The sequence below is a fragment of the Burkholderia sp. IMCC1007 genome, assembly GCF_027257875.1.
Lineage (GTDB): Bacteria > Pseudomonadota > Gammaproteobacteria > Burkholderiales > Burkholderiaceae > Burkholderia.
Genome location: NZ_JAPVQY010000005.1, coordinates 221,908 through 248,661 on the forward strand (window position 1 = coordinate 221,908; position 26,754 = coordinate 248,661).

Consider the following 26,754-nt stretch of genomic DNA (forward strand, 5'->3'; position numbering starts at 1 on the left):
TTGTCTGCAGCGCCGTAAGGCACTGGCGACCGTCGTAACCTGAGAGCACGAATAACAATGAATCCAACCGAACTTGTCCGCGCCGTAGCGGCGCAGTTCCCGAATTTTGAACGGCTGCTGTCAGGCTTCACGCAATCGCGCCGGTTGCTGCAAGTGCAGTTCGCGCGGTCGATGAATCTGCCGGGCAATGCAGTCTTGCCACATCAACTCACGGTAAGCGAAAGGATATGCGGGCCGCTTAGGTTCACCCTGCACGCGCTATCGCGCAGTATTTCGATGCCGCTGAAATCGTTCATCGGTGCGCCGATCGCGCTTCATGTGGGCGACATCGCGGGCGCTGAACGAACCGTTTGCGCAATCGTTTGCGAAGCCCGGCAGCTTGCGTCCGATGGCGGATTCGTGTTGTACGAATTTGTGTGTACGGACGCGCTTTCGTTGCTCGATCGCCGCGTGACGTGGCGTGTCTTCCGCGATTTGTCGATCGTGGATGTTACTTCCGCGATCATCCACGAACACACAAGCCGCAATCGGGTGATCGGCGCGGCGTTCCGCCTCGATGCAAGCGCGCTCGGCACCTACCCGCGACGCGAATTCATGATGCAGGCAAAAGAAAGCGATCTTGCGTTCATGACGCGCTTGTGGCGTCGTGAGGGGATCAGTTGGTACTTCTCGCACGCAATCGAAAATGGCGCCCCGATCCACACGTTGCACCTTGTCGATCGTGCCGGCGCATGGAGGGCGAATCCGGCGGGCCGGGTTCGTTTCCATCGCGCGGACGCCACTGAACCCGACGACACGATCTTCGAATGGGAAGCCTATCGCGAGATTGCGCCGGGTGCCGTCATGGCGGCATCGCACGACTATCAAATCGCAGGCGTGCAACAGGTCGAAGTCGCGACGGCACAGGACCAGGGCGAGCACGGTAAGGCACTTGCCGCAACGCTGACGGAATACCGGTACGACTCGCCGCACATTGCAGATACGCGCCACCACTATGAGCAGGTTCTACAGCGTCGCCAGCTCGCGCTTGCGCAGGGCGCGAAGCACTTCGAGGGGCGAAGTGTCGTTCGAGCTTTCATCGGCGGTGCAGGCACTGTCTTTTCCCTGTCCGGCCATCCGGAGATTGACGAACACGCGGCCGAAGACCGGCGCTTTGTGCTGACGCGGATCGAAACCCGCGTGCGGAACAGTCTCCTTCCGAACTCCCCTGGCAAAGGCAAGTTCGAGATCGCAGAAGAGAGTCCTATCCTCAACCGCTTCGAATGCGTCCGTGCGTCGACGCCGATCGTGCCGACGTGGGACGCGTCGTGTGTTCCGTCTGTTGGGCCGATTAGCGCCCGTGTCGTCGGTAACGGTGAAGTCGATGTCGATCAATACGGGCGCATCGGCGTGCAATTCCTGTTCGCGCGACAGGACGAGCATCACCATAGCGGTGCCAGCGGCACATTGCGTGACTCGGCCCGTGTGCGCGTTGCGCAGCCGTGGGCGGATGCACGATCGGGTACTGCGTTTTGGCCGCGCGTCGGGTCCGAAGTGCTCGTTTTATTCATGCAAAACGATCTGGACAAGCCCATTGTCGTCGCGAATATGTTCGACGCGCGCCACGCGCCCGTGCAGTTTTCCAGCGCCGGCGATCTGCCTGACAACTCGCCGCTCTACGGCATCCGTTCGAAGGAAATCGGTGGGCGCGGGTACGGGAACTGCAATTCGACGACACGACGGCGCAGACAAAGACAAAATTGTCGTCAGAGCACGGCAAGACGCAACTTAATCAAGGCTGGATCGGCCATCCGCGCGACAAAGGTTGGTCAGAGAAGCGCGGCGAAGGCTTCGAACTTCGCACCGATCTGGCGGGTGCGATCCGCGCCGCACACGGCATGCTGCTTTCGACGGACGGCCGCAACAACGCGAGTGGACGCGTGCTCGACCGCGCTGAATTCACTGGTCAATTGGAACTCGCGCTTTCCATCGCGAAACGACTTGGCGAACTGTCATCAACGCACGACGCCTACGAAACGGATACCGGGCCGCAAGAGAAGTTGACGAAGGCGATTCGCGATTGGAAGGACGATGGCGGCGCGGCGGCGATTGGCATTACCGCGCCCGATGGTGTAGCGGTGTCCAGTCCGGCAAACGTCCTGACCGTTGCCGGCGGTCATGTCGAATCTGTCGCCGCGCAGGATGCGAACATAAGCGCCGGCCGTCGCGTTCTGATGCGTGCGGCGCAAGGTTTATCCGCGTTCGCGAAGGGCGGAATGAAGTGGATTGTCGGGTCCGGTGATTTGTCGGTTCAGGTCCATCAAGGCAAGGGCGAAATCGGCACGTCTGAAGACTTGCATATCTATTCGCTGAAAAAGCTGATTCTTGAGGCTCCGGAACTCGAACTGCGAACCAACGGCGCGATCATCAAGCTTGCGAACGGCAAGATTGTAGAGTCATCCACAGGCGAACATAGGATCGAATCGAGTGGGTTTCAGGCTGTGACGGGCGGTGGTGGGTCAACCGACCTGCCGTCCATGCCAACATCGTCTATGAAGACCAACGAGCGATTCAAGATTGTTGGTCCTGATGGAAAGCCGCATGTCGGTCTATCGCATAACGTGATTGACGATGCCGGTGATATCCGCGATCGAGGAACGCTGGCAGCTGACGGTACGCACTCGCTGACCGTCAACGATAGCGAAATTCGCCCGGTTACGTTCCGTCCAGTTGATTGAAGAGACGCAAAAAAAATCAATAGAAATGGCTATTTCTGAGACTTCAAACGAAAATTCGGGATGCGGAGCGAAGCAAGCGTATCGTCGTGTACCGCTTCAGTTCGACGTAGACAGCAACCCACATTTCGGGAGCGTAACAAGCCCGGACTCGTTCAAGGTGTGCGCACTCGGCCGACTTCCTCCGCGTCACGTTGTCCCGGTTATCTTTGTTCCCGGCATCATGGGAACGAATTTGTGCGGCAACGAGAACGCATCGAAGCCAGGTGAACCTGCGTGGCGACCGCCTAATGGAAAGATGGCCGGTCTTGGCGAATGGTTTCGACGACTGCGTCAAAGCCCGGCGGCAAGACAAATTCAGATCGGTCCTGAGCGGGTCAAAGTAGATAAAAGCGGAAAGGTCAGCGTTCCACGTTATTTGTTTTCCTTGACGAGCGATGAGGCGAAGCGGCGCGGATGGGGGGAAATTCACTTCGATAGCTACGGCGGAATTCTTGCCGAACTCGAATTTGCGCTGAACGAACCGTTCGTTGAATCCGAATTGCCGTCCGATGAGCAGCAGCCGAAAGAGGTTTGGAAAGTAGCGCAAACGCTCGAGCGGATCGTAAAGGACCAGTCTATCGACGTTCGCAAAGAGTGGAATCCGCAGGGGGTGACTATCGAGCCATTAACGCCTGACGAATTCTCGCGAGTGTCTCAATACTATTACCCGGTATGGGCGTGCGGATACAACTGGCTCGCATCGAATGACGCGTCGGCAGATCAACTCATCGCGCGTATCAATGAAGCCGTCGAATACTACAAGAAGGGTTCCTATTGGATTTCTACCGGAAAAGTCATCATCGTCACTCACTCGATGGGCGGACTTGTCGCCCGCCGCGCGGCGCAGAAATTGAGCGGTAACGCTAGCGCAATTTCCGGGAGTGGAAGTAGTACCGGTAGTGCAACCGGCGGTGGTCAAGCCGTCGGACAGGAACCGTCCGATAGCGTAAAGGGCACCCGAATCAAACCGCCGGACTCGAGCGACGTAACAAGCGATTCGGATAGCATCACGGCGAGCGTTGCCGGGCCGGATACGGTGTTAGGTATCGTTCACGGCGTGCAACCGTTCGGTGGCGCTCCGGTCGTCTATCGCCGTTTCCGCGCCGGTACTGAAGTGAACGGGTCGTTTAATGTTGAAGGTGCAATGATAGCGGAGATTATGGGTTGGAGCGCGGCTGATATTGTATGTGTGATGGGAAATTCCCCTGGCCCATTGGAACTCTTGCCGACAAAGAACTATGCGCCGGGATGGCTTAGATTCTTTCGATATACATATGGAAAGAAGGTCGACGCTATGCCATCGCTGCCGTTGTCAAATCCTTATGCTGAGATATATTCCACAACCGTAAAGGACGTGTGGTGGGGGATGGTGAATGAGGATTTGATTAATCCCGCTGGATTGACTGACGATAGGGGCGAGGAAGATATCAATCGCTATACTAAGGCGATTGGGGTGGCTGAGAAGTTCCATAATGCGCTTGATTTATATTGCCACCCTGTTACTTACGCATACTATGGTGCAGATAAAAAGCAAGTCTCCTTTGGGAGCGTCAATTGGTCAACGAAGCACGAAGTTGGGTCCGAGTTCGAGTGGCAATTGCCTACATTGAAGACAAATGATTTTGATTTAAATGGGAAATCGGTTTTGAGCGTTGGCCTTCAAAAGGCGACGTTTAAATTGGAAAATGCTCCGCCACCGCCAAAGGACGAGCAGTGGGGCGATATGGTTTATTCCGGTGACGGAACCGTCCCGTTCGATTCAGGGAACTTGATCGCACAAGGTGGGTCGCGACCCGTCACGTTCCGTATGACCGGTTTTGACCATCAAATGTCTTACAACAATGAACCGGTGCGGCAGTGTGTGTTATGGTGCATCGCAAAAATCATTCAACTAGCGCCGACGATCCAGCCATCGGGCACATCTATTGGGGGAAGTGCATGAAAGTGCAGCAACTTATAGCATTGATCCTCACGTTTTTGTCTGTAACTTGTGCCGCTGACGAGCCCAATATGAACGACTCGAAAACATACTGTGTTGGACGATATCTTGTCGATGTCCCAGCAAATATGGAACTATACGCACAGATGGGCGAATACATGTTTGGCCTCGTTCAAACAAATGCGCGATATCCAAATTCCGCAGCTTTTCTAAAGAGAATGCGGGAAAGAGAAGAGAGTCTTAAAAAGCCGGAAAGCAAGAATGATTTGGCTTTTGATCGTGCTATCGATTTGCGCGATGATGGAATGATTTTTCTGAAATCTGTGGTCCTGTACAGAAGAAATATTCTTGGTGTTGAGGCGTATAAATGGATTAATGGTCGAACATTTTTTATCGACGAGGATGGATTTGCTGCCGATAAGTACGAAAAGGTGACTGAAAACCTGAAAACCAGATTTTTACCGAGTCTCCGGGCGCGTATTCCGGATCAGATCCCTGCGGAGGCAGGATTTTGCATAAAAGACGGTTACTTTGCGGATGACGGGAAAACGCCGCAGCACGAAATAGCATCGATCACGTTCGAGCTGCCGAGTGCACCGGGTCTGCTCGTACACGTAACGACGATGACGGCAAAGCCGGATGCGAAGTCGTTATTGCAGCGGGTCGACGGCGGCGTCATTCCGAGTGCACTGCAAGCGCTTGTATCGGGTATTCGTACATTGAAGCGTGGCGAACACGACGTGAACGGACGTAAGGGGGAGGAAGGCTTGTGGTCGTTGCCGACCGATGCCGGTTTCCGCTCCTACCAGTTCCAGTGGGAGGCGCAGGGAGAACACTTGCAACCCCTGAAACCGACGCTTTCGGTAGAACTGACGACGCGCGCCGATCAGCGGTCCGGCTTATCCGATGAGCAAGCAACCAAGCTGTTCGAATCGATCGTGAACTCAGTTCGGTTGCGTCCCGTTTCCGGTGGGGCACAGGCAAGCGATGCGGGCACGCCGCCAGTTCCGCTGCATTCGATCGTGCGAACCGGCGCGGCCTGCCCGCGTAGCGGATGGTGGACATGCCCGGAGGCGAACGGATTATCGGTGGTCGGCGGCAGTCGTCAATACTTTGAACTCGGCACGGTCATGCCGCCGGTTGAGGTATTGAGTCAGCCGAGCATTCTGGACCGGGTGTTAGGCCGGGTATCGAAGCATAGCGTCCCTACTACATGGACGCTCGTTGCTGCCGATGACGTTGCGCCGCCCGACACCGCAGGCACGGACAACGATTCCCCCAAAGTCTGATGGAAGCTAACGACCGATGCGCAACGTAATCCGAGTGGGTGGCGAGACGGACCGCGGCGGGCAACTTGCGGGCGGAACATCAAACTTTTGTTGCAGCTTGTGCGCAAGGCGCGGCAACGTTGCTAGGCGCATCAATGATGCGCGAGGGCCTGTGACTGCATCGCATGGAGGCGGGCGGGCGACGAAGCATGCCGCCGCCCGTGCCGTGAAGTCAGATCAGAACCGCTGCTGAATCCCCGCCGTCACCCCGACCTGCGTGGTGCCATACCCGTTAACATCGCGCGACACCCCGACCTTCTCCCCATGCTGCGCGATCGCGAACGCGCCGGACGCATACAGCACCGTGCGCTTCGACAATGCATAGTGCGCGCGCACCGACACCAGCGTCGGGTCCGCATCGCTACCGCCCTTGATGTTCTGGTGATAGACGGCCGCGATCACCGAGAACGTCGGCGTGAACTGGTACGACCCGCCGAGCCAATACATGTCGCTCAACTGGTTCGCGGCGCTCGTGTGATACGTGCGCCGATAGTTGCGATAGCCGGCCATCGTCTTCAGGTTGCCGAAGTCGTAGCTCAGGCCCGCATGGATGCCCTGGATATAGTTGACCGTATCGGCCGGCGTGACGCTGTCGGCCGCGCCGTTCTGCCGGTCGAACGTGACGACCGCCGCGAACGGGCCGGCCTCGTAGCCGAGCGCGAAGTCGTACTTCGAGCTGGTCTTCACGCTGCCTGGCACGTTGCCGAAGCCGTACAGCGCGCCGAACTTGAAGCTGTTGAATTCGCCGTCGTAGCGCACCGCGTTCGACGAGCGCGAGAAAATCCCGTCCTTGCGTCCGCCGGTCGCCATCGACGAGCTCGCCCACGAGTAGTTCTGCGAGTAGCCCATCGGGTCGAACGGCATCATGTAGTCGTACGTGACGGTGAAGTTGCGGCCAAGCGTCAGCTCGCCCCATTTGCTTTTCAGGCCCACCGTCGCACGGCGCGCGAAGATCGAGTCGGGGCCGTCGTCGGACGCGCCGTTCGCGAGATCGATCCCGCTTTCGAGGCGGAACACGGCCTTCAGGCCGCCGCCGAGATCCTCGACGCCCCGCAAGCCCCAGCGCGATGTGTTCTTGTTGCCGGATTTCAGCTTGAACGCATTGCCGCCGTCGGGCGCCGCATGATTGGTGTATTCGATGCCGGCATCCATGATCCCGTAGATCGTGACCGACGACTGCGCATGCGCGGCGCTTGCCGCGAGCCCGGCGGCGACGGCCGAGCCGGCCAGGACGGCGGTGCGAAGGGAACGTTCTGCGCGTGACTTCATTGACGGTGTCTCCTTGGTTTGTTGTGAGTTGGGGTAACGCGGATACGCGGCGCGCAGCCGTCCGCGGCGGACGCCCGGAAGCGTCCGCCGATCGTATGTGTCGGCACGGAATGCGCGCAGGAATGCATGCGCGGCGGCGCGCGCAGGCCGCCGCGCCGGGGTCAGCCCGCTTTCGCGAACGCCCAGCAGTCGTTGGCCGGGAATTCGATCCAGTGCTTGCCGGCCGCGCGCGGCAGGTGGCCGAACGCGCGCAGCCGCATCTCGCCGCAATGGAACAGGTATTCCCAGCGGTCGCCGAGATACATCGACGTGACGAGGTCGGCTTGCAGCCGGTTCGCGCCCGGGCCGTCGGCGACCTGCACGCGTTCGAGGCGGATCACGGCCTGCGCATCCTGGCCCGGCGCGAAGGTGTCGCGGGCGAGTGCCTGCAGTTCCCAGCCGTCGCCGGCAAGCGTCACGCGTTCGCCGTCGATGGCCGCGACGCGCGCGTCGATCCGGTTGTTGCTGCCCATGAATTCGGCGGTGTACAGCGAGCGCGGCGCGCCGTACAGCTCGGCCGGCGTGCCTTCCTGCTCGATGCGGCCGTTGCGCAGCAGCAGGATGCGGTCGGACATCGCCATCGCCTCGGTCTGGTCGTGCGTCACGCACAGCGCCGACAGCCCGAGCGACACGATCAGCTCGCGCAGCCACGCACGCGCTTCCTCGCGCAGCTTCGCGTCGAGGTTCGACAGCGGCTCGTCGAGCAGGATTACCGGCGGGTTGTAGACGAGCGCGCGCGCAATCGCGACACGCTGCTGCTGGCCGCCCGACAGCTGATGCGGAAAGCGTTCCGCGAGATGGCCGAGGCCGAGCTGGTCGAGCGCGGTCTGCACGCGGCGCTTCTGTTCGGCAGCCGCTACGCGGCGCAGCTTGAGGCCGTAGCCGACGTTGTCGGCGACGGTGCGGTGCGGCCACAGCGCGTACGACTGGAACACGAGGCCGAGCGAGCGCTGTTCGACGGGCAGGTCGACGCGCTGCGCGCCGTCGAAGAACACGCGGTCGTCCAGCTGGATGCGGCCGTCGGACGGCTGTTCCAAACCGGCCACCGCGCGCAGCAGCGTGGTCTTGCCGCTGCCCGACGCGCCGAGCAGGCACACGACTTCGCCGGCCTTCAGTTCGAACGACACGCCCTTGAGGATCGGGTTGGCGCCGTAGCTGAGGTGCAGATCGTCGACGATGAGCTTATCCATGAAGTTTCACTCCGAAGCGCAGGGCCACGCCGAGACCGGCGCCGACCATCGCGATGTTGATGACAGAGAGCGCGGCGACCTGGTCGACGGCGCCGGTCGCCCACAGCGACACGAGCAGCGCGCCGATCACTTCGGTGCCGGGCGACAGCAGGTAGACGGCGGTCGAGTATTCGCGCTCGAAGATCATGAAGATCAGCAGCCACGCAGCGAGCAGGCCGAAGCGCACGAGCGGCAGCGTCACGTCGAGCGACACGCGGCTGCGCGTCGCGCCGACGCTGCGGCCGGCTTCCTCGAGCTCGGGGCCGACCTGCAGCAGTGCGCTCTGGATCAGCCGCATCCCGTACGCGAGCCACACGACCGTGTACGCGATCCAGATGCTCCACATCGAGTTCTTCAGCTCGCGCAGGCCGGGCACGAACAGGAAGATCCACAGGAACGCGAGACCGGCGAGGAGGCCGGGCACCGCGCGCGGCAGCAGCACGAGGTAGTCGAGCAGCTTGGTCGCCCAGTCGTTGCGGCGGTGGCCGGCGAACGCGACGAGCGAGTAGAAGCCGACCGCGAGCGCACCGCCGATCACGCCGATGCCGAGCGTGTTGACGATCGCGCGCACCAGGTTGTCCTGCTCGAACAGCTCGGTGAAGTTCGCCAGCGTCAGCGCTTCGGCGAGCGCGACGCCTTCGCCCCAGTTGGTCACGAACGCGCGCAGCACGATGCCCGAGATCGGCACGATCACGGTCAGCATCAGCCACAGCGCGACGATCGCGAGCGCGACCCAGCGCCACACGCCGAGCGGCAGCACCGTCGCGCGGCCGGCCTTGCCCTTCACGGTGACGAAGCGGTTCGCGGTCTTCAGCAGCCGGCGCTGCAGCAGCACGAGCGGGAACGTGATCGCGACGATGCACACGGCGACCGCGGCCATCAGGTGATACGACGGCACGCCGAGCTTGTTGGTCAGCTTGTACAGGTAGGTCGCGAGCACGAGGTGGCCTTCCGGATCGCCGAGCACGAGCGGCAGCCCGAACACCTCGAAGCCGAGGAAGAACACCAGCACGCCGGCGAACAGCAGCGCGGGCATCGTCATCGGCAGGCTCACGTCGAGCGCGACGCGGAACGGACGGGCGCCGGTCACGCGGGCGGCTTCCTCGACGTCCGAGCCGAGGTTGCGCAGCGCGGCCGACGAGTACAGATACACGTGCGGCACATGCGTGAGGCCGACGATCACCGTGATCGCGAAGATCGAATACACGTTCCAGGGTACGCTCTGCATCCCGAACAGTTCCTTGAACCACACCGAGTAGAAGCCGACCGGGCCGACCGCGACCACGTAGCCGAACGCAAGCACCATCGGCGACACGAACACCGGCGTGAGCAGCAGCGGTTCGAGCCAGCGGCGGCCAGGCAGGTCGGTGCGCACCATCAGGAACGCGAGAATGCCGCCGAGCGGGATCGAAATGAACAGCATCCCGCCGGCGATGATGAACGAGTTCTTCACGGCCGACCAGAAGTCGGGGTCGGTGAAGATGAAGCGGAAGCCGTCGACGCCGAGCGTCTTGTTCGCATCGAAGAACGGCGCGGACAGGAAGCTCTGGAACAGGATGAAGCCGAGCGGCAGCGCGACCGCGATGGTGAGCACCGCGACGACGATCCAGCGCAGCATGCCGGCGAGCGGCTGCAGACCGTTGGCCGGCAGCGCGGGGATCGGGCCGCCGTGGCTGGCGGAGGGCGGAGCGGCCGGCGCCGTTCCGCGTGTGCTGGTTGAAAGCATGAGTTCACCCCTGCGGCCATCCGGATGGCCGCCTCTAGGAAGTCGGTAAGGGGAAGGGGGCCGCCCGCGCGGCGTGCGGCGGGCGGCCGTTGGTCGGCTGAAGCCGATCAGCGAATCAGCGGATCAGCGGATCAACTCTTGATCGCCTGCTGCCATTGCTTCAGGAACGCGAGGCGCTTCGACTGGTCCAGGTAGACGAGCAGGCCGGTGCCGATCGGGATCGGCTTCAGCGAATCGCCGAGTTCCTTCGTGAGGCTCGCGGCCGACGTTTCGCCGGTCACGTCCGCGCGGATCGCGAACAAGTTCGCCTGGTTCGCGATCAGCGTCTGGCCGCGCTTCGACAGCAGGTAGTCGACCCACAGCTTCGCGGCGTTCGGGTTCTTCGCCTTCTTCGAAATCGTGGCCAGGCGGCTCACGACCTGCGTGTAGTCCTTCGGGAATACGTAGCCGATCGACTTGTCCTTCTTCGCCTTCGCGTACGCATACGAGCCGATGATGTTGTAGCCGATCAGGTTCTCGCCCGACGAGATGCGCTCCATCATCGCGCCGGTGCTCGACTGCAGCTTCGGGCCGGTCGCGCCGATCGCCTTCACGAGCTCCCACGTGACCTTCTCGTTCAGGTGTGCGTCCTGCGTCAGCGCGTTGAAGCCGACGCCGGACTTCTCGACGTCGTACGTCGTCAGCTTGCCCTTGAATTTGTCGGGTTGCGACGCGAGCAGCTTGATCAGGTCGGCGCGGGTCTTCGGCACTTCGTTCTCGGGGATCAGGCGCTTGTTGTAGACGATCGCCAGCGGCTCGAACGTCGTGCCGTACGCCTGCTTCTGGTATTGCGCCCATTGCGGCACGTTCGCGCTTTCGGGCGAATCGTACGACGCCATCAGCCCGTCGTTGACGAGCTTGACCTGCAGGTCCATCGCCGAGCTCCACAGCACGTCGGCGCTGGTGCTGCTGGCCGCGTTCTCGCTGATGTAGCGGTTGTACAGCTCGGTGCTGTTCATGTCGTTGTACTCGACCTTCAGGCCGTACAGGCTTTCGAAATCCTTGATCAGCGGGCGCACGAGCCCGGTGTCGGTCGTCGAGTAGACGATCAGCTTGCCTTCCTTCTTCGCGGCGTCGACCACACCCTGGTAGTTACCCGGATACCCGGCCGGAACCTGTGCGGCGGCGGCGCCGGCGGCGGTGCCCAGGACGATCGCCAGCGCGGCGGCGAGGTGCTTCGGTGCAAACGGCATGTCTTCCTCCAGTTACCTGTGTGTTGTTCGTGTGAGGCGGATGTTAATTGCGACGCACTTTCAGCCTGCTTTCATTTCGGTTCACAATAGCGACCTTTGAGTCATGGATTTCCCGAGGTCCCCATGCGTGTGCTGCTCGTCGAAGACAACCCGAATCTGGCGCAATCGCTGAACGACGCGCTGAGCGCCGCGCGTTTCGCGGTCGATCACATGGCGGATGGGGAGGCGGCGGATCACGTGCTGCGCACGCAGGATTACGCGCTGGTGATCCTCGATCTCGGGCTGCCGAAGCTCGACGGGCTCGAGGTGCTGCGGCGGCTGCGCGCGCGCCGCAATCCGGTGCCGGTGCTGATCCTCACCGCGCACGGCTCGGTCGAGGACCGCGTGAAGGGGCTCGACCTCGGGGCCGACGATTATCTCGCGAAGCCGTTCGAATTGACCGAGCTGGAGGCGCGCGCCCGCGCGCTGATCCGGCGCAGCCTCGGCCACGAGCATGCGCAGGTCGAATGCGGGACGCTGTCGTACGACAGCGTCGATCGCAGTTTCCGCCTCGCCGGCGAACCCTTGTCGCTCACGCCGCGCGAGCGCTCGGTGCTGGAAGTGCTGATCCTGCGCAACGGCCGCGCGATCAACAAGGAAACGCTGTCGGAGAAGATCTTCGGGATCGACGAGTCGGTCAACGCGGATGCGATCGAGATCTACGTGTACCGGCTGCGCAAGAAGCTCGAGAACACCGGCATCGCGATCGTCACGCTGCGCGGGCTCGGATATCTGCTCGAAGCGAAGGCGGCGGAATGAAGCGCTTTTGCGCCCGCGTTCGTTTCATGGTCGATGCTGCGCGGCGGCACGCATGATGCGCCGTCCGAACCTGCGCACGCAGGTCGCGCTGTGGCTGCTGCTGCCGCTGCTTGGGCTGCTCGCGCTCGACTCGTGGCTCACGTACCAGCGCGCGATGAGCGCCGCGCACGTGGCGTTCGACCGCACGCTGTCGTCGTCGCTGAAGTCGATCCGCGAAGGCGTGCGGCTCAACGACGGCGAGATCGAGGTCGACCTGCCGTATCTCGCGCTCGAGATGTTCGAGTCGGGCGACGGCGGCAAGATCTACTATCTGATCCGCGAAGACAACGGCCGCACGATCACCGGGTATCCGGACCTGCCGCTGCCGCACGGCGACGGCGTGCTGTTCGCGACGCGCTACTACGACGTCGTCTATCGCGGCGAGCGGTTGCGCATGGCCGCGCTGCGCGTGCCGGTGCACGACGTGCCGACCGCGCAGACGCGCATCGTCTGGGTGATGGTCGGCGAGACGATCGAGGCGCGCCAGGCGCTCGCGCGCGAGATCCTGATGGGTTCGCTGCTGCAGGAAGGGTTGCTCGTCGTGCTCGCGCTCGGGATCGTGTGGCTCGGCGTCGGGCGCGGGTTACGGCCGCTGAACCGGCTGTCGGCGACGGTCGCCGCGCGCAGCGACGGCGATCCGACGCCGCTCGACACCGGCGGCATGCCGAGCGAGCTCGCGCCGCTCGTCGAGTCGATCAACCAGTACATCGGCCGCACGCAGCGGATGCAGGTCGCGCGCCGGCGCTTCTTCGCCGATGCGGCCCATCAGCTGAAGACGCCGCTCGCGGCCGTGCAGGCCGGCGTCGAGCTGGCGTTGCGGCCCGACGAGCAGCCGCGCGTGAACGTCCATCTGCGGCGCGTGAACGGCGCGGTGCGGCAGGCCGCGAAGATCGTCCAGCAACTGCTGTCGCTGTCGCGGCTCGATTCGGACAGCGGGCAGGCCGTCGCGCACCAGCGGCTCGCGCTGCACCGGCTCGCGCGCAGCGTGACGCTCGACTGGTCGCCGGTTGCGCGCTCGCGCGACATCGACCTGGGGTTCGAGCACGAGGCCGATGTCGACGTGCTCGGGCAGCCCGACCTGCTCGGCGAAATGGTCGGCAACCTGATCGACAACGCGATCCGCTACTCGGGCGACCGCGCGGTGATCACGGTGCGCGTATCGCGTGACGGCGAGCATGCGCGGCTCGACGTGATCGACAACGGGCCCGGTATTCCGGCCGGCGAGCGCGACGCGGTGTTCGAGCGGTTCCATCGCGGCAGCAAGACGCAGACGGTCGAAGGCACGGGGCTCGGGCTGTCGATCGTGCGGGAAATCGCGCGCGTGCATCAGGGCAGCGTGACGCTCGCGGATGCGGTGGGCGGCGGGTTGGTCGTGACGATCCTGCTGCCGATCGCGCAGGGCGGATAGCGTGCGCGGTAACGCGCATGAGGGTCGGGCAAGGGTGCGGTGCCGTGCGCGACGGCGCGGATGGGCTGAACCGCGCACGTTCGGCTACGCCCCGCGTGCCCGGGCTGCGCGTCGTGCCGAAAAACGCGCTTCGGCGCCTCATGACTGTCGGCCGGGGATCGCACGCGCAAGTATCGGCGCACGTTGCGGTTCGATCCGTCAGCCGGCAGCTATACGCCCGACCGGCCGCTTCCCGATTGCGCCGCCTATACGGTTCCTAGAGCGACGCGGTTCCTTGAGCGACGCGGTTCCTTGAGCGCCGCTTCGACTGCCGCTCAATCGCCGAAGCCGATTTCCGACGCGACTGTCTGCCCGACCTCGAGCCATGCGCCAGCGCCTTCGACGACGATCGCGTTGATGCCGAACGTCAGCGCGTCGTCGTAGTTCGGGTTCGCGCGATAGGTCTGCATCGTGTCGGTCGGCTCGTGCGGCCATGCCGGGTTCGGCGCGCCGGTCGCCTGATCGATCGTCGGCATCGGGCAGCGCGTGCACAGCTTGACGAGGCGCAGCCGCACCGGCGTCGCGCCTTCGGCGTCGAGGTGTTCGACGAAATCCTCTTCGTACGCATCGAGATCCGACACGACGATGTTCGGACGGAAGCGGTTCATCGGAATCGCCGGCGCGCCTTTCGCGGCGAGCTTCGCGTTCAGGTCGTCGAGCGACGACTGGCCGATCACGAGTAGCGGATAACCGTCCGCGAACTGCGTGTGCGTATCGATGTCGCCCGTCCATTTGCGGTTGCAGCCGCGACGTGCGTCGGCGCCGAAGCGCGCGAGCTTCAGCGGCGTGCCGAGGAATCCGGTGAGCCATGCGGCCGTTTCGGCACCGGTATCGATCGCGTCGACGGTGTCGCGCCAGACGGTCGCGGCCATCTTCGGCGTCGCGGGTGTCGCATCGCCGTCGAGCGGCGTGCGGATCTCCGGCATCCCCGGCGCGTTCAGCACCAGCGCATCGCTTTCGAGCGCGGTGCGGATCAGCGCGAGGCGCGGGTGCGTGCGTTGCGTGATCATCATCCCGTCCGGGGTGGTGATCAGCCAGTGGCGATCGTATGCGAGGCCCGTTTCGAGCACCTGCGCGCGCGACAGCGCGATGCCGGCGCAGGATTTGATCGGGTAGACGAAGAGTTCGGAAATGGCTGGCATGACGCTGGCGGACGGGCGAGGTGGGTCGAATCGCGATTGTGCCAGATCGTACGAAAGCCGTTCGGGCGGTTGCGCACCGCCGCGCGGCCGCGCCGCCGTTCACGCCAGTGGAAAACCGAGGTCGAACGTCGTGCGCACGTCGAGCGGCTGGCGCAGCAGCCCGGCCTTCAGGTAGAAGTCGGCCGTGCGCTGCTGCTCGGCGATCACCGTCGCGTCGATCGCCTGCCAGCGCGTGTTGCGGCGCTCGAACTGCAGCTTCGCGGCGGCCGGCGGAATGCCGATGATGCGGGCAAGTGCCGCGGAATAGGCGTCGACGTGCCGGTACGACCAGACCTGCGCGCGCACGACGCGTTGCACGAAGTCGTGCAGCACGTCGCGCTTCGACGCGATCGCCGCGTCGGTTGCCGCGACGTAGCTGAGGCCCGACCACAGCCCGCGGCCGTTGACCAGCACGCGCGCGCGGCCGCTCGTTTCGGCCAGCGCGGTGTACGGCTCCCACGTCGCCCACGCGTCGATCGATCCGGTTGCGAGCGCAAGCATCGTGTCGGCTGGCGACAGGAAGCGGAACGACACCGCGTCGGGCGGCAGACCGGCCGCGTCGAGCGCCTTCAGCGTGACGAAATGGCCGATCGAGCCGCGCGTGGTGCCGATGCGCTTGCCCTTGAGGTCGGCCGCGCCCTTGAGCGTCGCGTCCGGCCGCACGAGCACCGCGGTGCCGTACGGGTCGGAACGGTTCGCGCCGATCACCTTGATGCGCGCACCGGACGCGAGCGCGAAGATCACCGGCGCGTCGCCGATCGGCCCGCAGTCGACGGCCGCCGCGTTCAGCGCTTCGGCCAGCGGCGCGGCGGCCGGGAATTCGGTCCACGCGATGTCGTATGGGAGCCCGTTCAGTTCCCCGGCCGCTTCGAGCAACGCGCGCAGCCCGCCTTTCTGGTCGCCGGCGCGCAGCAGCGGCCGGGCGCCCGATTGCGCGTGCAGTGCGGCCGGAGCCAGCGCGACGGTGGCGAGCGCGCTTGCTTGCGCGAGGAATTGGCGTCGGGTCGGATTCATCGTGAGGTTCGGTCGGGGAAATGAGTCGGAAACGGATCGGAAGCGGTTCGCAAACGGTTCAGGGATTCAATGCGGGAGTCCGGCCTGCACGTCGCGCACCGGTTCGGCGTCCACGCGCAGCAGCAATGTCGTGAGCGGATCGGCGTTCGTGGCGACGCTCGACGGTTGTGCGGCCGCATCCGAGCGGCACAGCAGGTCGTCGGCCGACCAGCCCGCGCTGCCCGGCAATGCACGCGCACGCAGCCAGCCGCGTCGGTCGGCGAGCAGTTGCGTGCCGCCGAGCGCATCGGGCGCCACCCCCGCGATCGTCGCGAACGCTTGCCATGCGCCGGGCGTCGACGCGACGCAGTTCGCACGCGAACCGCTGGTCGACGACGCGGGCGCGGGCGCGCGCGTCGCGCCGTCGGTGACGAGCAACGTCTGCCAGCGCGGGTCTTCCGCCGGTGGCGTGCCGTCCGGCGCGAGCGCGACGATGCGCACGCGCTGGCCTTCGCGCCAGCGGTCGAGCGGTTGCGGCGCGGCGTTGCCGCAGCGCACGTCGAGCACCGGCAGCGGGACGGGCACCGGCCACGCGCCTTCGGCCCGCGCGCCGCTGCCGGCCGACAGCGCTTTCAGGTAGTCGAGCACGGCCCAGGTATCGGCGGGATCGAGCGTCGCGGCAAAGCCGGGCATCGACGGCGCGCCGTGTTCGTCGCGCGTGCCGTGCCGCACGCGCCAGTACAGTTCGCCGTCGAGCCGGTGCGTGAGCAGCGTGCCGGCGAAGGTCGGCGGCCAGTGCGCGAGCGTCGCCGCGAGCGGCCCCTCGCCGCGGCCGTCCGTGCCGTGGCAGGCAGCGCAATGTTGCGCATACAGATGCGCGCCGAGCATCACGTTTTCCACGGAAAAGGGCGCGGGATTGCGCTGGAAGCTCGTGGGCACGGCGGGCGCGAGCCACAGCGACGACGGCGGCCACGGCGCGAACCACGCGACGGCCAGCGCGGCGATGGCCGATGCCGCACGCCACTTGCGCGACGCGATCGCGATGCCGCCGAGCGCGACGGCGAGTGCGGTCGCGGCAATGGCGAACGCGAGCTGCCGCGTGAGCGCTGCGTCGATGCGCAACGTTTCCAGTGCGACCCGGTGCGCCCATGGCCATGCGGCTTGCCCGTCGGCGTCGCCGCTCAGGCCGGCCGCATGCAGCGCCTGCGACAGCGCGGTCTGCACGCGATACAGCAGTTGCAGGAATACGAGCGCCCAATCGGCAAACGGCGGCGCGCTCATCGGCGCGGCCTTTGCCGCTGCGGACCGGCGAGCCGGCGAACGACACCGCGCATCTACCAGCTCGCATCGAGTCCGAGATGCCGCAGCGCTTCGTGGCGCAGTTCGGCGAGACGCGGGTCGCCGCGATGGCGCGGATAGGGCAGGTCGACCCGCAGTTCGGCGACGATCCGTGCGGGACGCGGCCCGAACACGATCACGCGCTGCGCGAGAAACAGCGCTTCCTCGACGTCGTGCGTGACGAGCAGCGCGGAAAATCCGTCGCGTTGCCACAGCGCGGTGAGTTCGGCCTGCATCGTGAGCCGCGTCAGCGAGTCGAGCTTGCCGAGCGGCTCGTCGAGGATCAGCAGCCGCGGATCGTTGACGAGCGCACGCGCGAGCGCGACGCGCTGCGCCATCCCGCCCGATAGCTGATGCGGAAACACGTTCGAGAATTCCTGTAGCCCGACGCGCGCGAGCGCATCGTCGACGCGATGCTGCGCGGTGCGCGCCACGCCGCGCGCTTCGAGACCGAGCGCGACGTTCGCGCGCACGCGGCGCCACGGGTACAGCGTCGGATCCTGGAACACGACGATGCGCGACGGATCGGGCTGCTCGATCGGCGTGCCGTCCTGCGCGATCGTGCCTTGCCGCGCGGCGTCGAGGCCCGCGACGAGGCGCAGCAGCGTCGATTTCCCGCAGCCGCTCGGGCCGAGCAGCGCGACGAATTCGCCGGCCGCGACCGACAGCGTGACGTCGTCGAGCACCGGCAGCGGGCCGCCGGGGCCGTCGAATGCGTGGCTGACGCGCCGGATGTCGATACGCGCACCGCGCGGCGCTGCGGCATCGGGCGCCGCTGAAACGGACGATTCGAGAACGGCGGCGCTTACCATTTGACGGTTCCTTTCTGCCACGCGAGCACACGGTCGCGCACCGCGAACAGCAGCGCGATCAGCCCGGAAAACAGCAGCGCCATCACGATCAGCGCCGCATACATGTTCACGTACGATGCCCAGCCCTGCGCCCAGCTCAGGTACCAGCCGAGCCCTGACTTGACGCCCATCATCTCGGCGACGACCAGCACCGTGAACGACGCGCTCAGTCCCATGAAGATGCCGACGAACACGTGCGGCAGCGCGGCCGGAATCGCGACGCGCAGCACCAGGAAGCGCGCGTTCGCGCCGAGCGTGCGCGCGACGTCGTAGTACTGGCGGTTCACGCTCGCGACGCCCGACCACGTCAGCACCGCGACCGGGAAGCCGGTCGCCAGCGCGATCAGGAACGCGGCGGCCGAATAGCTGGTCGGGAAAAAGTAGAACGTGAGCGGCAGCAGCGCGGTGGCCGGCACGGGGCCGAGCACGCGCAGCACCGGATGCACCCAGTAGCCGATGCGGCGCGACCAGCCGATCGACACGCCGACCGCGAACCCGACCGCGACGCCGTATGCGAAACCGAGCGCGAGCAGCTTCAGCGTATTGCCGGCGCTGCCGGCGAGGCGCGGCCAGTCGTCGACGTACACCTCGATCAGCGCCTGCGGCGGCGCGAAGAACGGCGTCGGCAGCCAGCCGGTTTTCGCGGTGACGATTTCCCACGCGGCGAGCACGAGCGGCAGCGCGACGAGCCAGGGGCCGGCCGGCCGCACGCGGGCGAGCCGTGCGCGGGTGGCCGGCACGCGATGGCCGAGTGTCGCGGCGACGAGCAGCAGCGCGGCGATCACCCACGCGGCGGTGCCGAACGTGTCGGTGTACGCCCAGTCGGTGAAGCCGACGACGCGGTTCGGCCACAGCCGCGTGAGCGCGCCGAGCACCGCCCACGCGAGCGCCGCGACGATGCCGATCGGCCAGATGCGCGACCGGCGGGCTTCGGCCGCCAGCGTCGCGTCGCAGGCGGTGCACGCGGCACGGGACGGCGCGGCGGTGGCGGCACCGGCCGGTGCCGATGCGGGGCGTGCAGTGGACGCGTGTTCGATCGTCGACATCGCGTCACCCCAGCACGTTCGCATAGACCTGCTGCGCGAAGCGCTGCGGGTCGGTGCTCTTCTTCAGCACGTTGATGCGGCGGAAGTCGTCCGCATAGAACGCGATTTCCTGCTGCAGGTCGACGTTGGTCGGGTGGTGCGTATAGGTCAGCGTCGCGTACAGCTTGCGCAGGTCGTCCGGGTTGATCTTCGGCGAATATTTCGCGAATGCCTTCGCGGCTTCGTTCGGGTTGTCGTGCGTGTATTCGGTGGCCTGCACGATCGAGCGCGCGAGCGCGGCCGCAGCCGGCCGGTCGTTGCGCACGAGGTCGCCGCGCGCGCCGATCACGCAGCACACCTTGCGCGCGTATTCGCCGGACAGGTTCGTCGCGAGTTCGGTATACGCGCCGTTGCTGCGCTTTTCGAGCAGGTAAAGGTTCGGGTCGCCGTCGGCGATCGCCTGGATCTCGCCCTTGTCGACCGCGACGCCGAGCAGGTCGGCCGGATACTGCCGCCACGTGATGTCGCGTTCGGGATCGATGCCGTTCTTCGCGAGCAGGATCGAGAAGAAGTGCTTGCCGGGCGCGGCGAGATCGCTCACGCCGACGGTCTTGCCCTTCAGCGCCTGCAGCGTCGTGACGCCGGCCGTCTTCGAGCCGAGCAGCCGCACGCAGCCGCCGTGCGAGCTGCCGATGATCTTCACGTCGAAGCCGGCTTCGAGCGGCTTGAGCCAGCGGTGGATCATCCCGACCGCCGCGTCGGCCTTGCCGGTCGCGATCGATTCGAGCAACTGGTCGGTCGAGCCGCTGTAGTTGATCAGCTCGACCTTCAGCCCGTTCTTCTCGAAGAAGCCTTGCTCCTGCGCGACGACGATCGGCGTCAGGCAGAACGCGTTCTGGTTCCACGCGAACGTGAGCTTTTTCAGCGGCGGCGCCGACCAGGCCTTGCGGCCGAGCGTGATGGCCGGCACGGCGAGTGCGGCGGCGCCGGCCGCGCGCAGCAGCCGGCGGCGTGTGTCGTCGTGCGCGCCGGGCGGCGCGGATGCGGTGGTATCGGTCATGGTGTGGTCTCCGGTTGCGGTTCCGGTCTCGTGCGAGGGTGTTCAGTCGAGCAGGTCGGGTTCGTCGGCCACGACGCGCGCGAACAGGCTGTCGAACGCATGCAGCGCGCCGTCGGGGCCGCCGATCTGGCCGTGGGTGTGCCGCGCGGTCGCGTGGTCGATCGGTTGCGGCGTGCCGGCCGCTTCGGCGAGCAACTGCGTATGCGCGGCGTTGTCGAGCGCGATGTACCACCACGCGGCGGCTTCCACCGTCGGGCCGGCCGTCAGGATTCCGTGGTTTTTCAGGATCACGCCCTTGTGCGTCGTGCCGTCGGGTTTCGCGAGCGCAGCGGCGATCCGCGCGCCTTCGCTCGTATCGACGACCATCCCCGTGAAGTCGTCGAACAGCGCGTGGTCCTCGTAGAACACGCATGCGTCCTGCGTGAGCGGATCGAGGGTGCGGCCGAGCGTCGACCACGCCTTGCCGTAGGTCGAATGCGTATGCGCGGCCGCGACGATATGCGGATGCGCGTCGTGGATCGCCGCATGGATCGCGAACGCGGCCTTGTTCAGCGGCCGGTTGCCGATCGCGGTTTCGCCGCGGGCATTGACGAGCAGGAGGTCCGACACCTTGATCTGCGAGAAATGCACGCCGAGCGGATTCACCCAGAAGTGGTCGGGCAGTTCCGGATCGCGCGCGGTGATGTGGCCGGCGAGCCCCGAGGCGAAGCCGAAGCGCGCGAACAGCCGGAATGCGGCCGCGAGCCGCTCCTGCCGGTGGCGGCGCTCGGCGGCGACGTCGAAGCGCGGCGCGGACGGCTCGAACCAGAAATGCTGGCGCGGCGTGTCGGCGAGTGCGAGGCCCGACGCGGTGCGTACGGGCGAGGAAGCGTGCAGGACGGCGGACATGGCGGGCGTCTCCGTTTGCGTCAGGCTGCGCGACGCGCGGCGTCGCGTGCCGCGACCGCACTGCGCACACGGGGAATCAGCTCGCGGCCGAAGTCGATCGCATCGTCGAGCGGGTCGAAGCCGCGGATCAGGAAGGTCGTCACGCCGAGGTCGTAGTAGTCGAGCAGTGCATCGGCGACCTGTTCGGGCGTGCCGACCAGCGCGGTCGAATTCGAGCGCGCGCCGGTGAGCTTCGCGATCTCGGTCCACAGGCGCTTGTCGACGCGCGAGCCGCGTTCGGCCGCGGCGAGCAGGCGGCGTGCGCCTTCGCTTTGCTGCGGGCCGCCCGCGCCGAGCCCGGCCGCTTCGCGCAGCCGGCGCGTTTCATCGAGGATCCGGTGCGCGCGCGCCCATGCTTCGTCTTCGGTCGCCGCGAGAATCGGGCGGAACGACACCGAGAAGCGCACTTGCCGGCCGTGCTTCGCGGCTTCGGCACGCACGCGCGTCGTCAGGTCGCGCACCTGGTCGAGCGACTCGCCCCACAGCGCATAGACGTCCGCGTGCTTGCCGGCCACTTCGAGCGCCGCTTCCGACGCGCCGCCGAAGTAGATCGGCACGTGCGGCTGCTGGAACGGCTTCACTTCGGAAAAGCCCTGCGTGAAGCGGTAATGCGCGCCGTCGTGATCGAACGGCTTGGTTTCGGTCCAGATGCGCCGCAGGATGCCGAGATATTCGTCGGTGCGCGCATAGCGCGCGTCGTGGTCGAGGAAGTCGCCGTCGCGCTGCTGTTCGCTGTCCGAGCCGCCGGAGATGAAGTGCACGGCCAGCCGGCCGCGGCTGAACTGGTCGAGCGTCGCGATCTGCCGCGCGGCGAGTGTCGGCGCGGTGAAGCCCGGACGATGCGCGAGCATGAAATGGATGCGCTCGGCCGCGGCGGCCGCGAATGCGATCGTCAGCGTTGCCGACGGGCCGGTCGAGTGATGCGGGACGAGGATCCGGTCGAAGCCGGCTGCTTCGTGGGCGCGGGCGAACGCGCGGACATAGTCGGGGTCGACGACGGGGCCGGACGGCGGATGGATTTCCGACTGCTTCTGGCTCTGGATCATGCCGATGAATTCGACGCTCATCTGGGTCTCCGGTGCTGGGACGGCCCGGCGCGGGCGGCGGCGGCCGTCCGGGGCGGGAATGGAGCGCAGATTACCGCCACGATCATGCAAAACGGAAATAATCAATCCCGAATTGAATATCAGATTTGCATGGTTTGGGCGGCTACGCGTTGCGCATACGCTGTGGGCTCGCGATCGAATCGGGACGGTGGCCGCTGCGTGTCGCGGAAGGCTTCCGCGCGGGTATGCGCCGGATCGGTATGCCGCTCGACGTGAGCGGTCCGTCGCGATTCGCTCCGAACCGTTCGGGCTTCAGCGACGCCGGGCCGAAGTATCGTCGGCCGAGCACTGCCGAGCACTGCCGAGCACTGCCGAGCACTGCCGAGCACTGCCGAGCACCGCCGAGCACCGCCGAGCACCGCCGAGCACCGCCGAGCACCGCCGAGTACTGCGAAGCAACGCCAAGCAACGCCGAGCACGCCAAGCAACGCGAAGCACCGCCGCGCCACCAGCCCGTCGATCTCCGCCGTTGCGTAGCCTAGTCAATTACGCCGTTACCGAGGGAATCCGTACCGATGTCCGCCAGCCTTGCTGCCTCCTCGCCGCCTGCCCAGCAGTCGTCGCTGCGCCACCTGCCTGCCGACGATGCGCGCGTGGCCGCGCTGCTCGAGCGTCTCGCACCCGAACTCGCCGCGGACGCTGCCCGCAACGACACCGAACGGCGCTTCCCGCACGAGAACTTCGCGCGGCTGCACCGTGCCGGGCTGATCGCCCAGGTCGTGCCGCGCGAGCATGGCGGCGCGGGCGCGACGCTCGCGCAGGCGAGCCGGATCGTGGCTGCCGTCGCGCGCGCCGATCCCGCCACCGCACTGGTATTGACGATGACGTACCTGCAGCATCGCGCGCTCGGCCGGGCGGACAACCGCTGGCCCGCGCGTCTGCGGGCGGCGGTGTTCGCCAGCGCGGTCGACGAAGGCGCGCTGATCAACGCGTTGCGGGTCGAGCCGGCGCTCGGCTCGCCATCGCGCGGCGGCCTGCCGGACACGATCGTGCGCCGCGACGGCGACGGCTGGCGGTTATCCGGCCACAAGCTGTACAGCACCGGCATTCCGGCGCTGCGCTGGCTGGCCGTGTGGGCGCGCACCGACGAAGCCGAGCCGCGCGTCGGCGTGTTCCTGGTGCCGCGCGAGCATGGCGCGGACGATGCGCGGATCCGCGTGATCGAGAGCTGGGATCATCTCGGGCTGCGCGCATCGGGCAGCCACGAGGTGGTGTTCGACGACGTGCCGCTGCCCGCCGATCATGCGGTGGACGTGCGTGCGCCGGATGCATGGGCCGTGTCGGCCGCGAGTCACGCGGACGCCGACGCGCAGGCCGACCAGCACGCGTGGATGGTCGCGCTGCTCGGGAGTCTTTACGACGCGGTGGCGCGCGCGTCGCGCGACTGGCTGCTCGACTTCGCGGCGACCCGCGCGCCGAGCGGGCTCGGTGCGCCGCTCGCGACGCTGCCGCGCGTGCAGGAGGCCGTCGGCGAGATCGAAGGCTGGCTGCATGCGAACCGCGTGCTGCTCGACGATCACATCGCGCGCACCGATGCGGGCGACGCGCCGTCGGTGACGACGAGCGGGCTCGTCAAGCGTACCGTGACGGAGCACGCGATCCGTGTCGTCGAGCACGCGCTGAAGCTGTCGGGCAATCACGGGCTGAGCCGGCGCAATCCGCTCGAACGCCATTATCGGGACGTGCTGTGCAGCCGCGTGCATACGCCGCAGGATGATGCGATCGCGGTCGCGGCCGGCCGTGCCGCGCTCGAAGCGGCGGCGCGACGTGCAGCGACGAACGGCGAAAGCGGCGAGAGCGGCGAGACTGGCGAAACCGGCGAAACCGGCTGGTCGTCACGCCACGCGCCGGCGTCCGGTCGAACCGATGCGTGACCGGGCCGGTGTCGCAGCGGGCAGGGCCCGGACGACGCCGTGCAGTCGTCGCCGGTCGGGCTCAGGCGGCTTCGTCGCGCTCGGCCGTATCGGCGGGCAGCGCGAACGCCGTGCGCGCATGCGCGGCCACGGCCGCGAGCGGCGCCGCGAAGCGCGCGGCATCCTGCCGGTGCAGCAGCCACAGATCGATCTGCGGTTTGAAATCGGCGAGCGGCACGATGTCGAGCGCGTCGCGCAGCGGGCTGCCTTCGACGAGCGGCAGCGGCATCAGCCCGATGCCGAACCCGTTCGCGACGCTCTGCAGCTGCAGGTCGCGGCCATAGGTGTCGAGCGTGACCGGCATCGGCAGCCCCTGCGCGTCGAGCGCGCGGCGCAGGCCCGCACGAAAGCCGCAGCCGTCGGGATTGAGCACCCAGCCGCGCGCGTGGCAATCCGCGAGCCGGTAGCTGCGGCGCGGCCAGTCGCCCTTGCGCCCGACCGCGACGAGCCGCGTGGCCAGCAGCCGAACGCCTTCGACGTGCGGCGGCAGCACCATCTCGCGTGCGAGGAAGACCAGTGCCGCGTCGAGTTCGCGGCGCGCGACGCGCTCGACGAGCATGCCGCCCCACGCGGTCGTGACCTGCGTCGCGAGCGCGGGCCATTGTTCGGCGAGCTGCGCGATCAGGCCGGGCAGCATCAGCTCGCCGAGCCCCTGTGTGAGGCCGACGCGGAATTCGCCGGCGGGCGGCCGCTGGCCGGCCGTCAGTTCGCGCAGCGCATCGACTTCGCGCAGGATCGCGCGACACTGTTCGAACACCTGCAGCCCGATGTCGGTCGGGCGCGGCGGCTTCGTGTTGCGGTCGAGCAGCGTCACGCCGAGCGCTTCCTCGAGATTCTGCACGCGCCGCGTGATCGCGGGTTGCGTCATCCCGAGCTCGGCCGCGGCCTGGCTCAGTGTCTGACAGCGCACGACCGCTGCAAAAGCATCGATATCGCTAATTTTCATGTTTGTTCTGCATGGTCTTTCAGGTGCATCATGACGATCCATCATATTCGGCATCATATTCGAGGAGCCAGCCGATGAGTACGCTTTCGTTGCATCAGACGCCGCTGCGTCCGTTCGTCGACGGGCTGCGCGCGTTGCTCGCGTCCGGCGCGAACGAGGCGCGCATCCTTGACGAGGGCGGGGCGCTGCTCGGCGCGCTCGTCGCGCACGACGACTGGCTGCCCGACGCGTTCGCGCAACCCGATCCCGAGCGCTACCGCCAGTACCTGCTGTATCTCGACCCGGACGAGCGGTTTTCCGTCGTCAGCTTCGTGTGGGGGCCCGGCCAGGCGACGCCGATCCACAACCACACGGTGTGGGGGCTGATCGGGATGCTGCGCGGCGGCGAATTGTCGCAGCCGTACCGGTTCGACGCGACCGGCAAGCCGGTGCCGGCGGGCGATGCGGTGCGGCTCGAGCCCGGCGAGGTCGAGGCCGTGTCGCCGCGCATCGGCGACGTGCATCGCGTGACCAACGCGTTCGCCGATCAGGTGTCGATCAGCATCCACGTGTACGGCGCGAACATCGGCAAGGTCGAGCGCGCGGTATTCCTCGACGACGGCACCGTGAAGCCGTTCGTGTCCGGCTATTCGAATGCGTGACGCGCATGCGTGCTGCCGGATGCGTGTGCGCGGTCCGTTGCACGCGCGTGCCGGCAGCCGCAAGATTCATCCGTTTTCCGTTTGCCTTCTTCATCGACTTCAACAGAATTCAACAGAGACATCGTGACGCAATCCGCTGATTCCACTTCCCGTTTTCCCGTCGCGTCGTACCACGACGTACGCGCGCGCCTGCTGGCCCGCGACGAGATCGCGCTGATCGACGTGCGTGAGGAGGACCCGTACGCACAGGGCCATCCGCTGTGGGCCGCGAACTTTCCGCTGTCGAAGCTCGAACTCGACGCGTGGACGCGCATTCCGCGCCGCGACACGCCGATCGTCGTCTACGGCGAAGCCGACGGCGAGGACCTCGCGCCGCACGCGGCCGCGAAGCTCGCGCAGCTCGGCTATACCGACGTGCGGGTGCTCGAAGGCGGCCTCGCGGGCTGGCTCGCCGCGGGCGGCGAACTGTTCATCGACGTGAACGTGCCGAGCAAGTCGTTCGGCGAATGGGTCGAGGCCGAGCGCCGCACGCCGTCGCTGTCCGCGCAGGAAGTGCAGGCGCTGATCGACGCGAAGGCCGACGTCGTGATCGTCGATGCGCGCCGTTTCGACGAATACCAGACGATGAACATCCCGACGTCGACGAGCGTGCCGGGCGCGGAACTGGTGCTGCGCGTGCGTGCGCTCGCGCCGAATCCGCACACGCAGGTCGTGGTGAACTGCGCGGGCCGCACGCGCAGCATCATCGGCACGCAGTCGCTGATCAACGCGGGATTGCCGAACCCCGTCGCGGCGCTGCGCAACGGCACGATCGGCTGGACGCTGGCCGGCCAGACGCTCGAGCGCGGGGCCGCGCGACGCTTTCCGGACGACATCGAGCCCGCGCAGCGCGACGCAGCCCGCCGCGCCGCGCGCGCGGTGGCCGAGCGCGCCGGCGTGCCGCGGATCGCGCTCGCGGACGTCGCCGCGCT

Annotated in this window: 21 protein-coding genes and 2 pseudogenes; 10 read left to right on the forward strand and 13 right to left on the reverse strand. The window is 66.2% G+C overall.

All coding sequences use genetic code 11. From position 1 onward, the window contains the following. Positions 1 to 171: 171 nt before the first annotated feature. The 5 genes and pseudogenes from O1Q03_RS07800 to O1Q03_RS07815 all read left to right on the forward strand — a co-directional run. Positions 172 to 1,674, forward strand: a pseudogene (locus O1Q03_RS07800) (type VI secretion system Vgr family protein); the annotation flags it as partial. 65 nt (positions 1,675 to 1,739) lie between these two features. Beyond that, positions 1,740 to 1,931 (forward strand): annotated as a pseudogene (locus O1Q03_RS40130) (type VI secretion system Vgr family protein); the annotation flags it as partial. Positions 1,932 to 2,039: 108 nt separating this feature from the next. Further along, positions 2,040 to 2,717, forward strand: coding sequence for a DUF2345 domain-containing protein (locus O1Q03_RS07805; protein ID WP_269502589.1), 678 nt, complete (start codon positions 2,040 to 2,042; stop codon positions 2,715 to 2,717). Further along, a complete protein-coding gene (locus tag O1Q03_RS07810; protein ID WP_269502590.1) occupies positions 2,710 to 4,698 on the forward strand; it encodes an esterase/lipase family protein in 1,989 nt (662 codons plus the stop codon). The genes O1Q03_RS07805 and O1Q03_RS07810 overlap by 8 nt, the downstream gene beginning before the upstream one ends. Continuing rightward, positions 4,695 to 5,984: a T6SS immunity protein Tli4 family protein gene (locus O1Q03_RS07815; RefSeq protein WP_269502591.1), complete on the forward strand. Its 1,290-nt coding sequence runs from the start codon at positions 4,695 to 4,697 to the stop codon at positions 5,982 to 5,984. The genes O1Q03_RS07810 and O1Q03_RS07815 overlap by 4 nt, the downstream gene beginning before the upstream one ends. 216 nt (positions 5,985 to 6,200) lie before the next feature. Here the strand turns inward: O1Q03_RS07815 and O1Q03_RS07820 are convergent, their stop codons facing one another. The 4 genes from O1Q03_RS07820 to O1Q03_RS07835 all read right to left on the reverse strand — a co-directional run bounded on the left by O1Q03_RS07820 (position 6,201) and on the right by O1Q03_RS07835 (position 11,518). Then, positions 6,201 to 7,292: a porin gene (locus tag O1Q03_RS07820; protein ID WP_269502592.1), complete on the reverse strand. Its 1,092-nt coding sequence runs from the start codon at positions 7,290 to 7,292 to the stop codon at positions 6,201 to 6,203. 161 nt (positions 7,293 to 7,453) lie between these two features. After that, complete coding sequence (locus O1Q03_RS07825; protein ID WP_269502593.1) at positions 7,454 to 8,521, reverse strand: ABC transporter ATP-binding protein; 1,068 nt, start codon at positions 8,519 to 8,521, stop codon at positions 7,454 to 7,456. Beyond that, complete coding sequence (locus tag O1Q03_RS07830; protein ID WP_269502594.1) at positions 8,514 to 10,286, reverse strand: ABC transporter permease; 1,773 nt, start codon at positions 10,284 to 10,286, stop codon at positions 8,514 to 8,516. Before O1Q03_RS07830 ends, O1Q03_RS07825 begins: the two co-directional genes overlap by 8 nt. A 131-nt stretch (positions 10,287 to 10,417) precedes the next feature. Next, positions 10,418 to 11,518 carry an ABC transporter substrate-binding protein gene (locus O1Q03_RS07835; RefSeq protein ID WP_269502596.1) on the reverse strand — a complete coding sequence of 367 codons (1,101 nt, stop codon included), beginning with the start codon at positions 11,516 to 11,518 and terminating at the stop codon, positions 10,418 to 10,420. 123 nt (positions 11,519 to 11,641) lie between these two features. Between O1Q03_RS07835 and O1Q03_RS07840 the strand changes: the two genes are divergently transcribed. Together O1Q03_RS07840 and O1Q03_RS07845 are read left to right on the forward strand one after the other, a co-directional pair. Further along, complete coding sequence (locus O1Q03_RS07840; RefSeq protein WP_269502597.1) at positions 11,642 to 12,316, forward strand: response regulator; 675 nt, start codon at positions 11,642 to 11,644, stop codon at positions 12,314 to 12,316. A 55-nt stretch (positions 12,317 to 12,371) separates the two neighbouring features. Next, positions 12,372 to 13,763: a sensor histidine kinase gene (locus tag O1Q03_RS07845; protein ID WP_269502628.1), complete on the forward strand. Its 1,392-nt coding sequence runs from the start codon at positions 12,372 to 12,374 to the stop codon at positions 13,761 to 13,763. Positions 13,764 to 14,077: 314 nt separating this feature from the next. Here O1Q03_RS07845 and O1Q03_RS07850 read toward each other — a convergent pair whose 3' ends face one another. The 8 genes from O1Q03_RS07850 to O1Q03_RS07885 all read right to left on the reverse strand — a co-directional run bounded on the left by O1Q03_RS07850 (position 14,078) and on the right by O1Q03_RS07885 (position 22,244). Continuing rightward, positions 14,078 to 14,944 carry an MOSC domain-containing protein gene (locus O1Q03_RS07850; RefSeq protein WP_269502598.1) on the reverse strand — a complete coding sequence of 289 codons (867 nt, stop codon included), beginning with the start codon at positions 14,942 to 14,944 and terminating at the stop codon, positions 14,078 to 14,080. Between the two features lie 99 nt (positions 14,945 to 15,043). After that, positions 15,044 to 15,997: an ABC transporter substrate-binding protein gene (locus O1Q03_RS07855; RefSeq protein ID WP_269502600.1), complete on the reverse strand. Its 954-nt coding sequence runs from the start codon at positions 15,995 to 15,997 to the stop codon at positions 15,044 to 15,046. Between the two features lie 66 nt (positions 15,998 to 16,063). After that, positions 16,064 to 17,257 (reverse strand): c-type cytochrome, encoded by a 1,194-nt coding sequence (locus O1Q03_RS07860; protein WP_269502601.1) that lies wholly within the window; start codon positions 17,255 to 17,257, stop codon positions 16,064 to 16,066. A gap of 53 nt (positions 17,258 to 17,310) precedes the next feature. Continuing rightward, complete coding sequence (locus O1Q03_RS07865) at positions 17,311 to 18,126, reverse strand: ABC transporter ATP-binding protein (RefSeq protein ID WP_269502602.1); 816 nt, start codon at positions 18,124 to 18,126, stop codon at positions 17,311 to 17,313. Then, the gene (locus tag O1Q03_RS07870; protein ID WP_269502603.1) at positions 18,120 to 19,211 is read right to left on the reverse strand and encodes an ABC transporter permease; all 1,092 of its coding nucleotides are present in this window, start codon (positions 19,209 to 19,211) and stop codon (positions 18,120 to 18,122) included. Before O1Q03_RS07870 ends, O1Q03_RS07865 begins: the two co-directional genes overlap by 7 nt. A gap of 4 nt (positions 19,212 to 19,215) precedes the next feature. Next, entirely contained in the window at positions 19,216 to 20,250 is a 1,035-nt protein-coding gene (locus O1Q03_RS07875; RefSeq protein ID WP_269502604.1) for an ABC transporter substrate-binding protein, read from the reverse strand. A gap of 42 nt (positions 20,251 to 20,292) precedes the next feature. Beyond that, complete coding sequence (locus tag O1Q03_RS07880) at positions 20,293 to 21,138, reverse strand: class II aldolase/adducin family protein (RefSeq protein ID WP_269502605.1); 846 nt, start codon at positions 21,136 to 21,138, stop codon at positions 20,293 to 20,295. Positions 21,139 to 21,158: 20 nt separating this feature from the next. After that, entirely contained in the window at positions 21,159 to 22,244 is a 1,086-nt protein-coding gene (locus O1Q03_RS07885) for an LLM class flavin-dependent oxidoreductase (protein ID WP_269502607.1), read from the reverse strand. Between the two features lie 554 nt (positions 22,245 to 22,798). On the opposite strand from O1Q03_RS07885, the gene O1Q03_RS07890 reads away from it, so the two are divergent. Continuing rightward, positions 22,799 to 24,157 (forward strand): acyl-CoA dehydrogenase family protein, encoded by a 1,359-nt coding sequence (locus tag O1Q03_RS07890; RefSeq protein WP_269502609.1) that lies wholly within the window; start codon positions 22,799 to 22,801, stop codon positions 24,155 to 24,157. A 61-nt stretch (positions 24,158 to 24,218) separates the two neighbouring features. Here the strand turns inward: O1Q03_RS07890 and O1Q03_RS07895 are convergent, their stop codons facing one another. Next, positions 24,219 to 25,142: a LysR family transcriptional regulator gene (locus O1Q03_RS07895; RefSeq protein ID WP_269502610.1), complete on the reverse strand. Its 924-nt coding sequence runs from the start codon at positions 25,140 to 25,142 to the stop codon at positions 24,219 to 24,221. Between the two features lie 74 nt (positions 25,143 to 25,216). Between O1Q03_RS07895 and O1Q03_RS07900 the strand changes: the two genes are divergently transcribed. Then, positions 25,217 to 25,783 carry a cysteine dioxygenase gene (locus O1Q03_RS07900; RefSeq protein ID WP_269502612.1) on the forward strand — a complete coding sequence of 189 codons (567 nt, stop codon included), beginning with the start codon at positions 25,217 to 25,219 and terminating at the stop codon, positions 25,781 to 25,783. Between the two features lie 123 nt (positions 25,784 to 25,906). Next, positions 25,907 to 26,754 (forward strand): rhodanese-like domain-containing protein (locus tag O1Q03_RS07905; protein WP_269502613.1); only part of this gene is annotated, 848 nt, incomplete at its 3' end.

What these genes read in the sequence shown, in the direction of transcription:
- O1Q03_RS07880 (WP_269502605.1), bottom strand. Translation starts at nt 21,138, where the DNA reads ATGTCCGCCGTCCTGCACGCTTCCTCGCCCGTACGCACCGCGTCGGGC.
- O1Q03_RS07835 (WP_269502596.1), bottom strand. Translation starts at nt 11,518, where the DNA reads ATGCCGTTTGCACCGAAGCACCTCGCCGCCGCGCTGGCGATCGTCCTG.
- O1Q03_RS07830 (WP_269502594.1), bottom strand. Translation starts at nt 10,286, where the DNA reads ATGCTTTCAACCAGCACACGCGGAACGGCGCCGGCCGCTCCGCCCTCC.
- O1Q03_RS07850 (WP_269502598.1), bottom strand. Translation starts at nt 14,944, where the DNA reads ATGCCAGCCATTTCCGAACTCTTCGTCTACCCGATCAAATCCTGCGCC.
- O1Q03_RS07825 (WP_269502593.1), bottom strand. Translation starts at nt 8,521, where the DNA reads ATGGATAAGCTCATCGTCGACGATCTGCACCTCAGCTACGGCGCCAAC.
- O1Q03_RS07890 (WP_269502609.1), top strand. Translation starts at nt 22,799, where the DNA reads ATGTCCGCCAGCCTTGCTGCCTCCTCGCCGCCTGCCCAGCAGTCGTCG.
- O1Q03_RS07885 (WP_269502607.1), bottom strand. Translation starts at nt 22,244, where the DNA reads ATGAGCGTCGAATTCATCGGCATGATCCAGAGCCAGAAGCAGTCGGAA.
- O1Q03_RS07840 (WP_269502597.1), top strand. Translation starts at nt 11,642, where the DNA reads ATGCGTGTGCTGCTCGTCGAAGACAACCCGAATCTGGCGCAATCGCTG.
- O1Q03_RS07865 (WP_269502602.1), bottom strand. Translation starts at nt 18,126, where the DNA reads ATGGTAAGCGCCGCCGTTCTCGAATCGTCCGTTTCAGCGGCGCCCGAT.
- O1Q03_RS07820 (WP_269502592.1), bottom strand. Translation starts at nt 7,292, where the DNA reads ATGAAGTCACGCGCAGAACGTTCCCTTCGCACCGCCGTCCTGGCCGGC.
- O1Q03_RS07900 (WP_269502612.1), top strand. Translation starts at nt 25,217, where the DNA reads ATGAGTACGCTTTCGTTGCATCAGACGCCGCTGCGTCCGTTCGTCGAC.
- O1Q03_RS07860 (WP_269502601.1), bottom strand. Translation starts at nt 17,257, where the DNA reads ATGAGCGCGCCGCCGTTTGCCGATTGGGCGCTCGTATTCCTGCAACTG.
- O1Q03_RS07870 (WP_269502603.1), bottom strand. Translation starts at nt 19,211, where the DNA reads ATGTCGACGATCGAACACGCGTCCACTGCACGCCCCGCATCGGCACCG.
- O1Q03_RS07815 (WP_269502591.1), top strand. Translation starts at nt 4,695, where the DNA reads ATGAAAGTGCAGCAACTTATAGCATTGATCCTCACGTTTTTGTCTGTA.
- O1Q03_RS07875 (WP_269502604.1), bottom strand. Translation starts at nt 20,250, where the DNA reads ATGACCGATACCACCGCATCCGCGCCGCCCGGCGCGCACGACGACACA.
- O1Q03_RS07845 (WP_269502628.1), top strand. Translation starts at nt 12,372, where the DNA reads ATGCGCCGTCCGAACCTGCGCACGCAGGTCGCGCTGTGGCTGCTGCTG.
- O1Q03_RS07855 (WP_269502600.1), bottom strand. Translation starts at nt 15,997, where the DNA reads ATGAATCCGACCCGACGCCAATTCCTCGCGCAAGCAAGCGCGCTCGCC.
- O1Q03_RS07895 (WP_269502610.1), bottom strand. Translation starts at nt 25,142, where the DNA reads ATGAAAATTAGCGATATCGATGCTTTTGCAGCGGTCGTGCGCTGTCAG.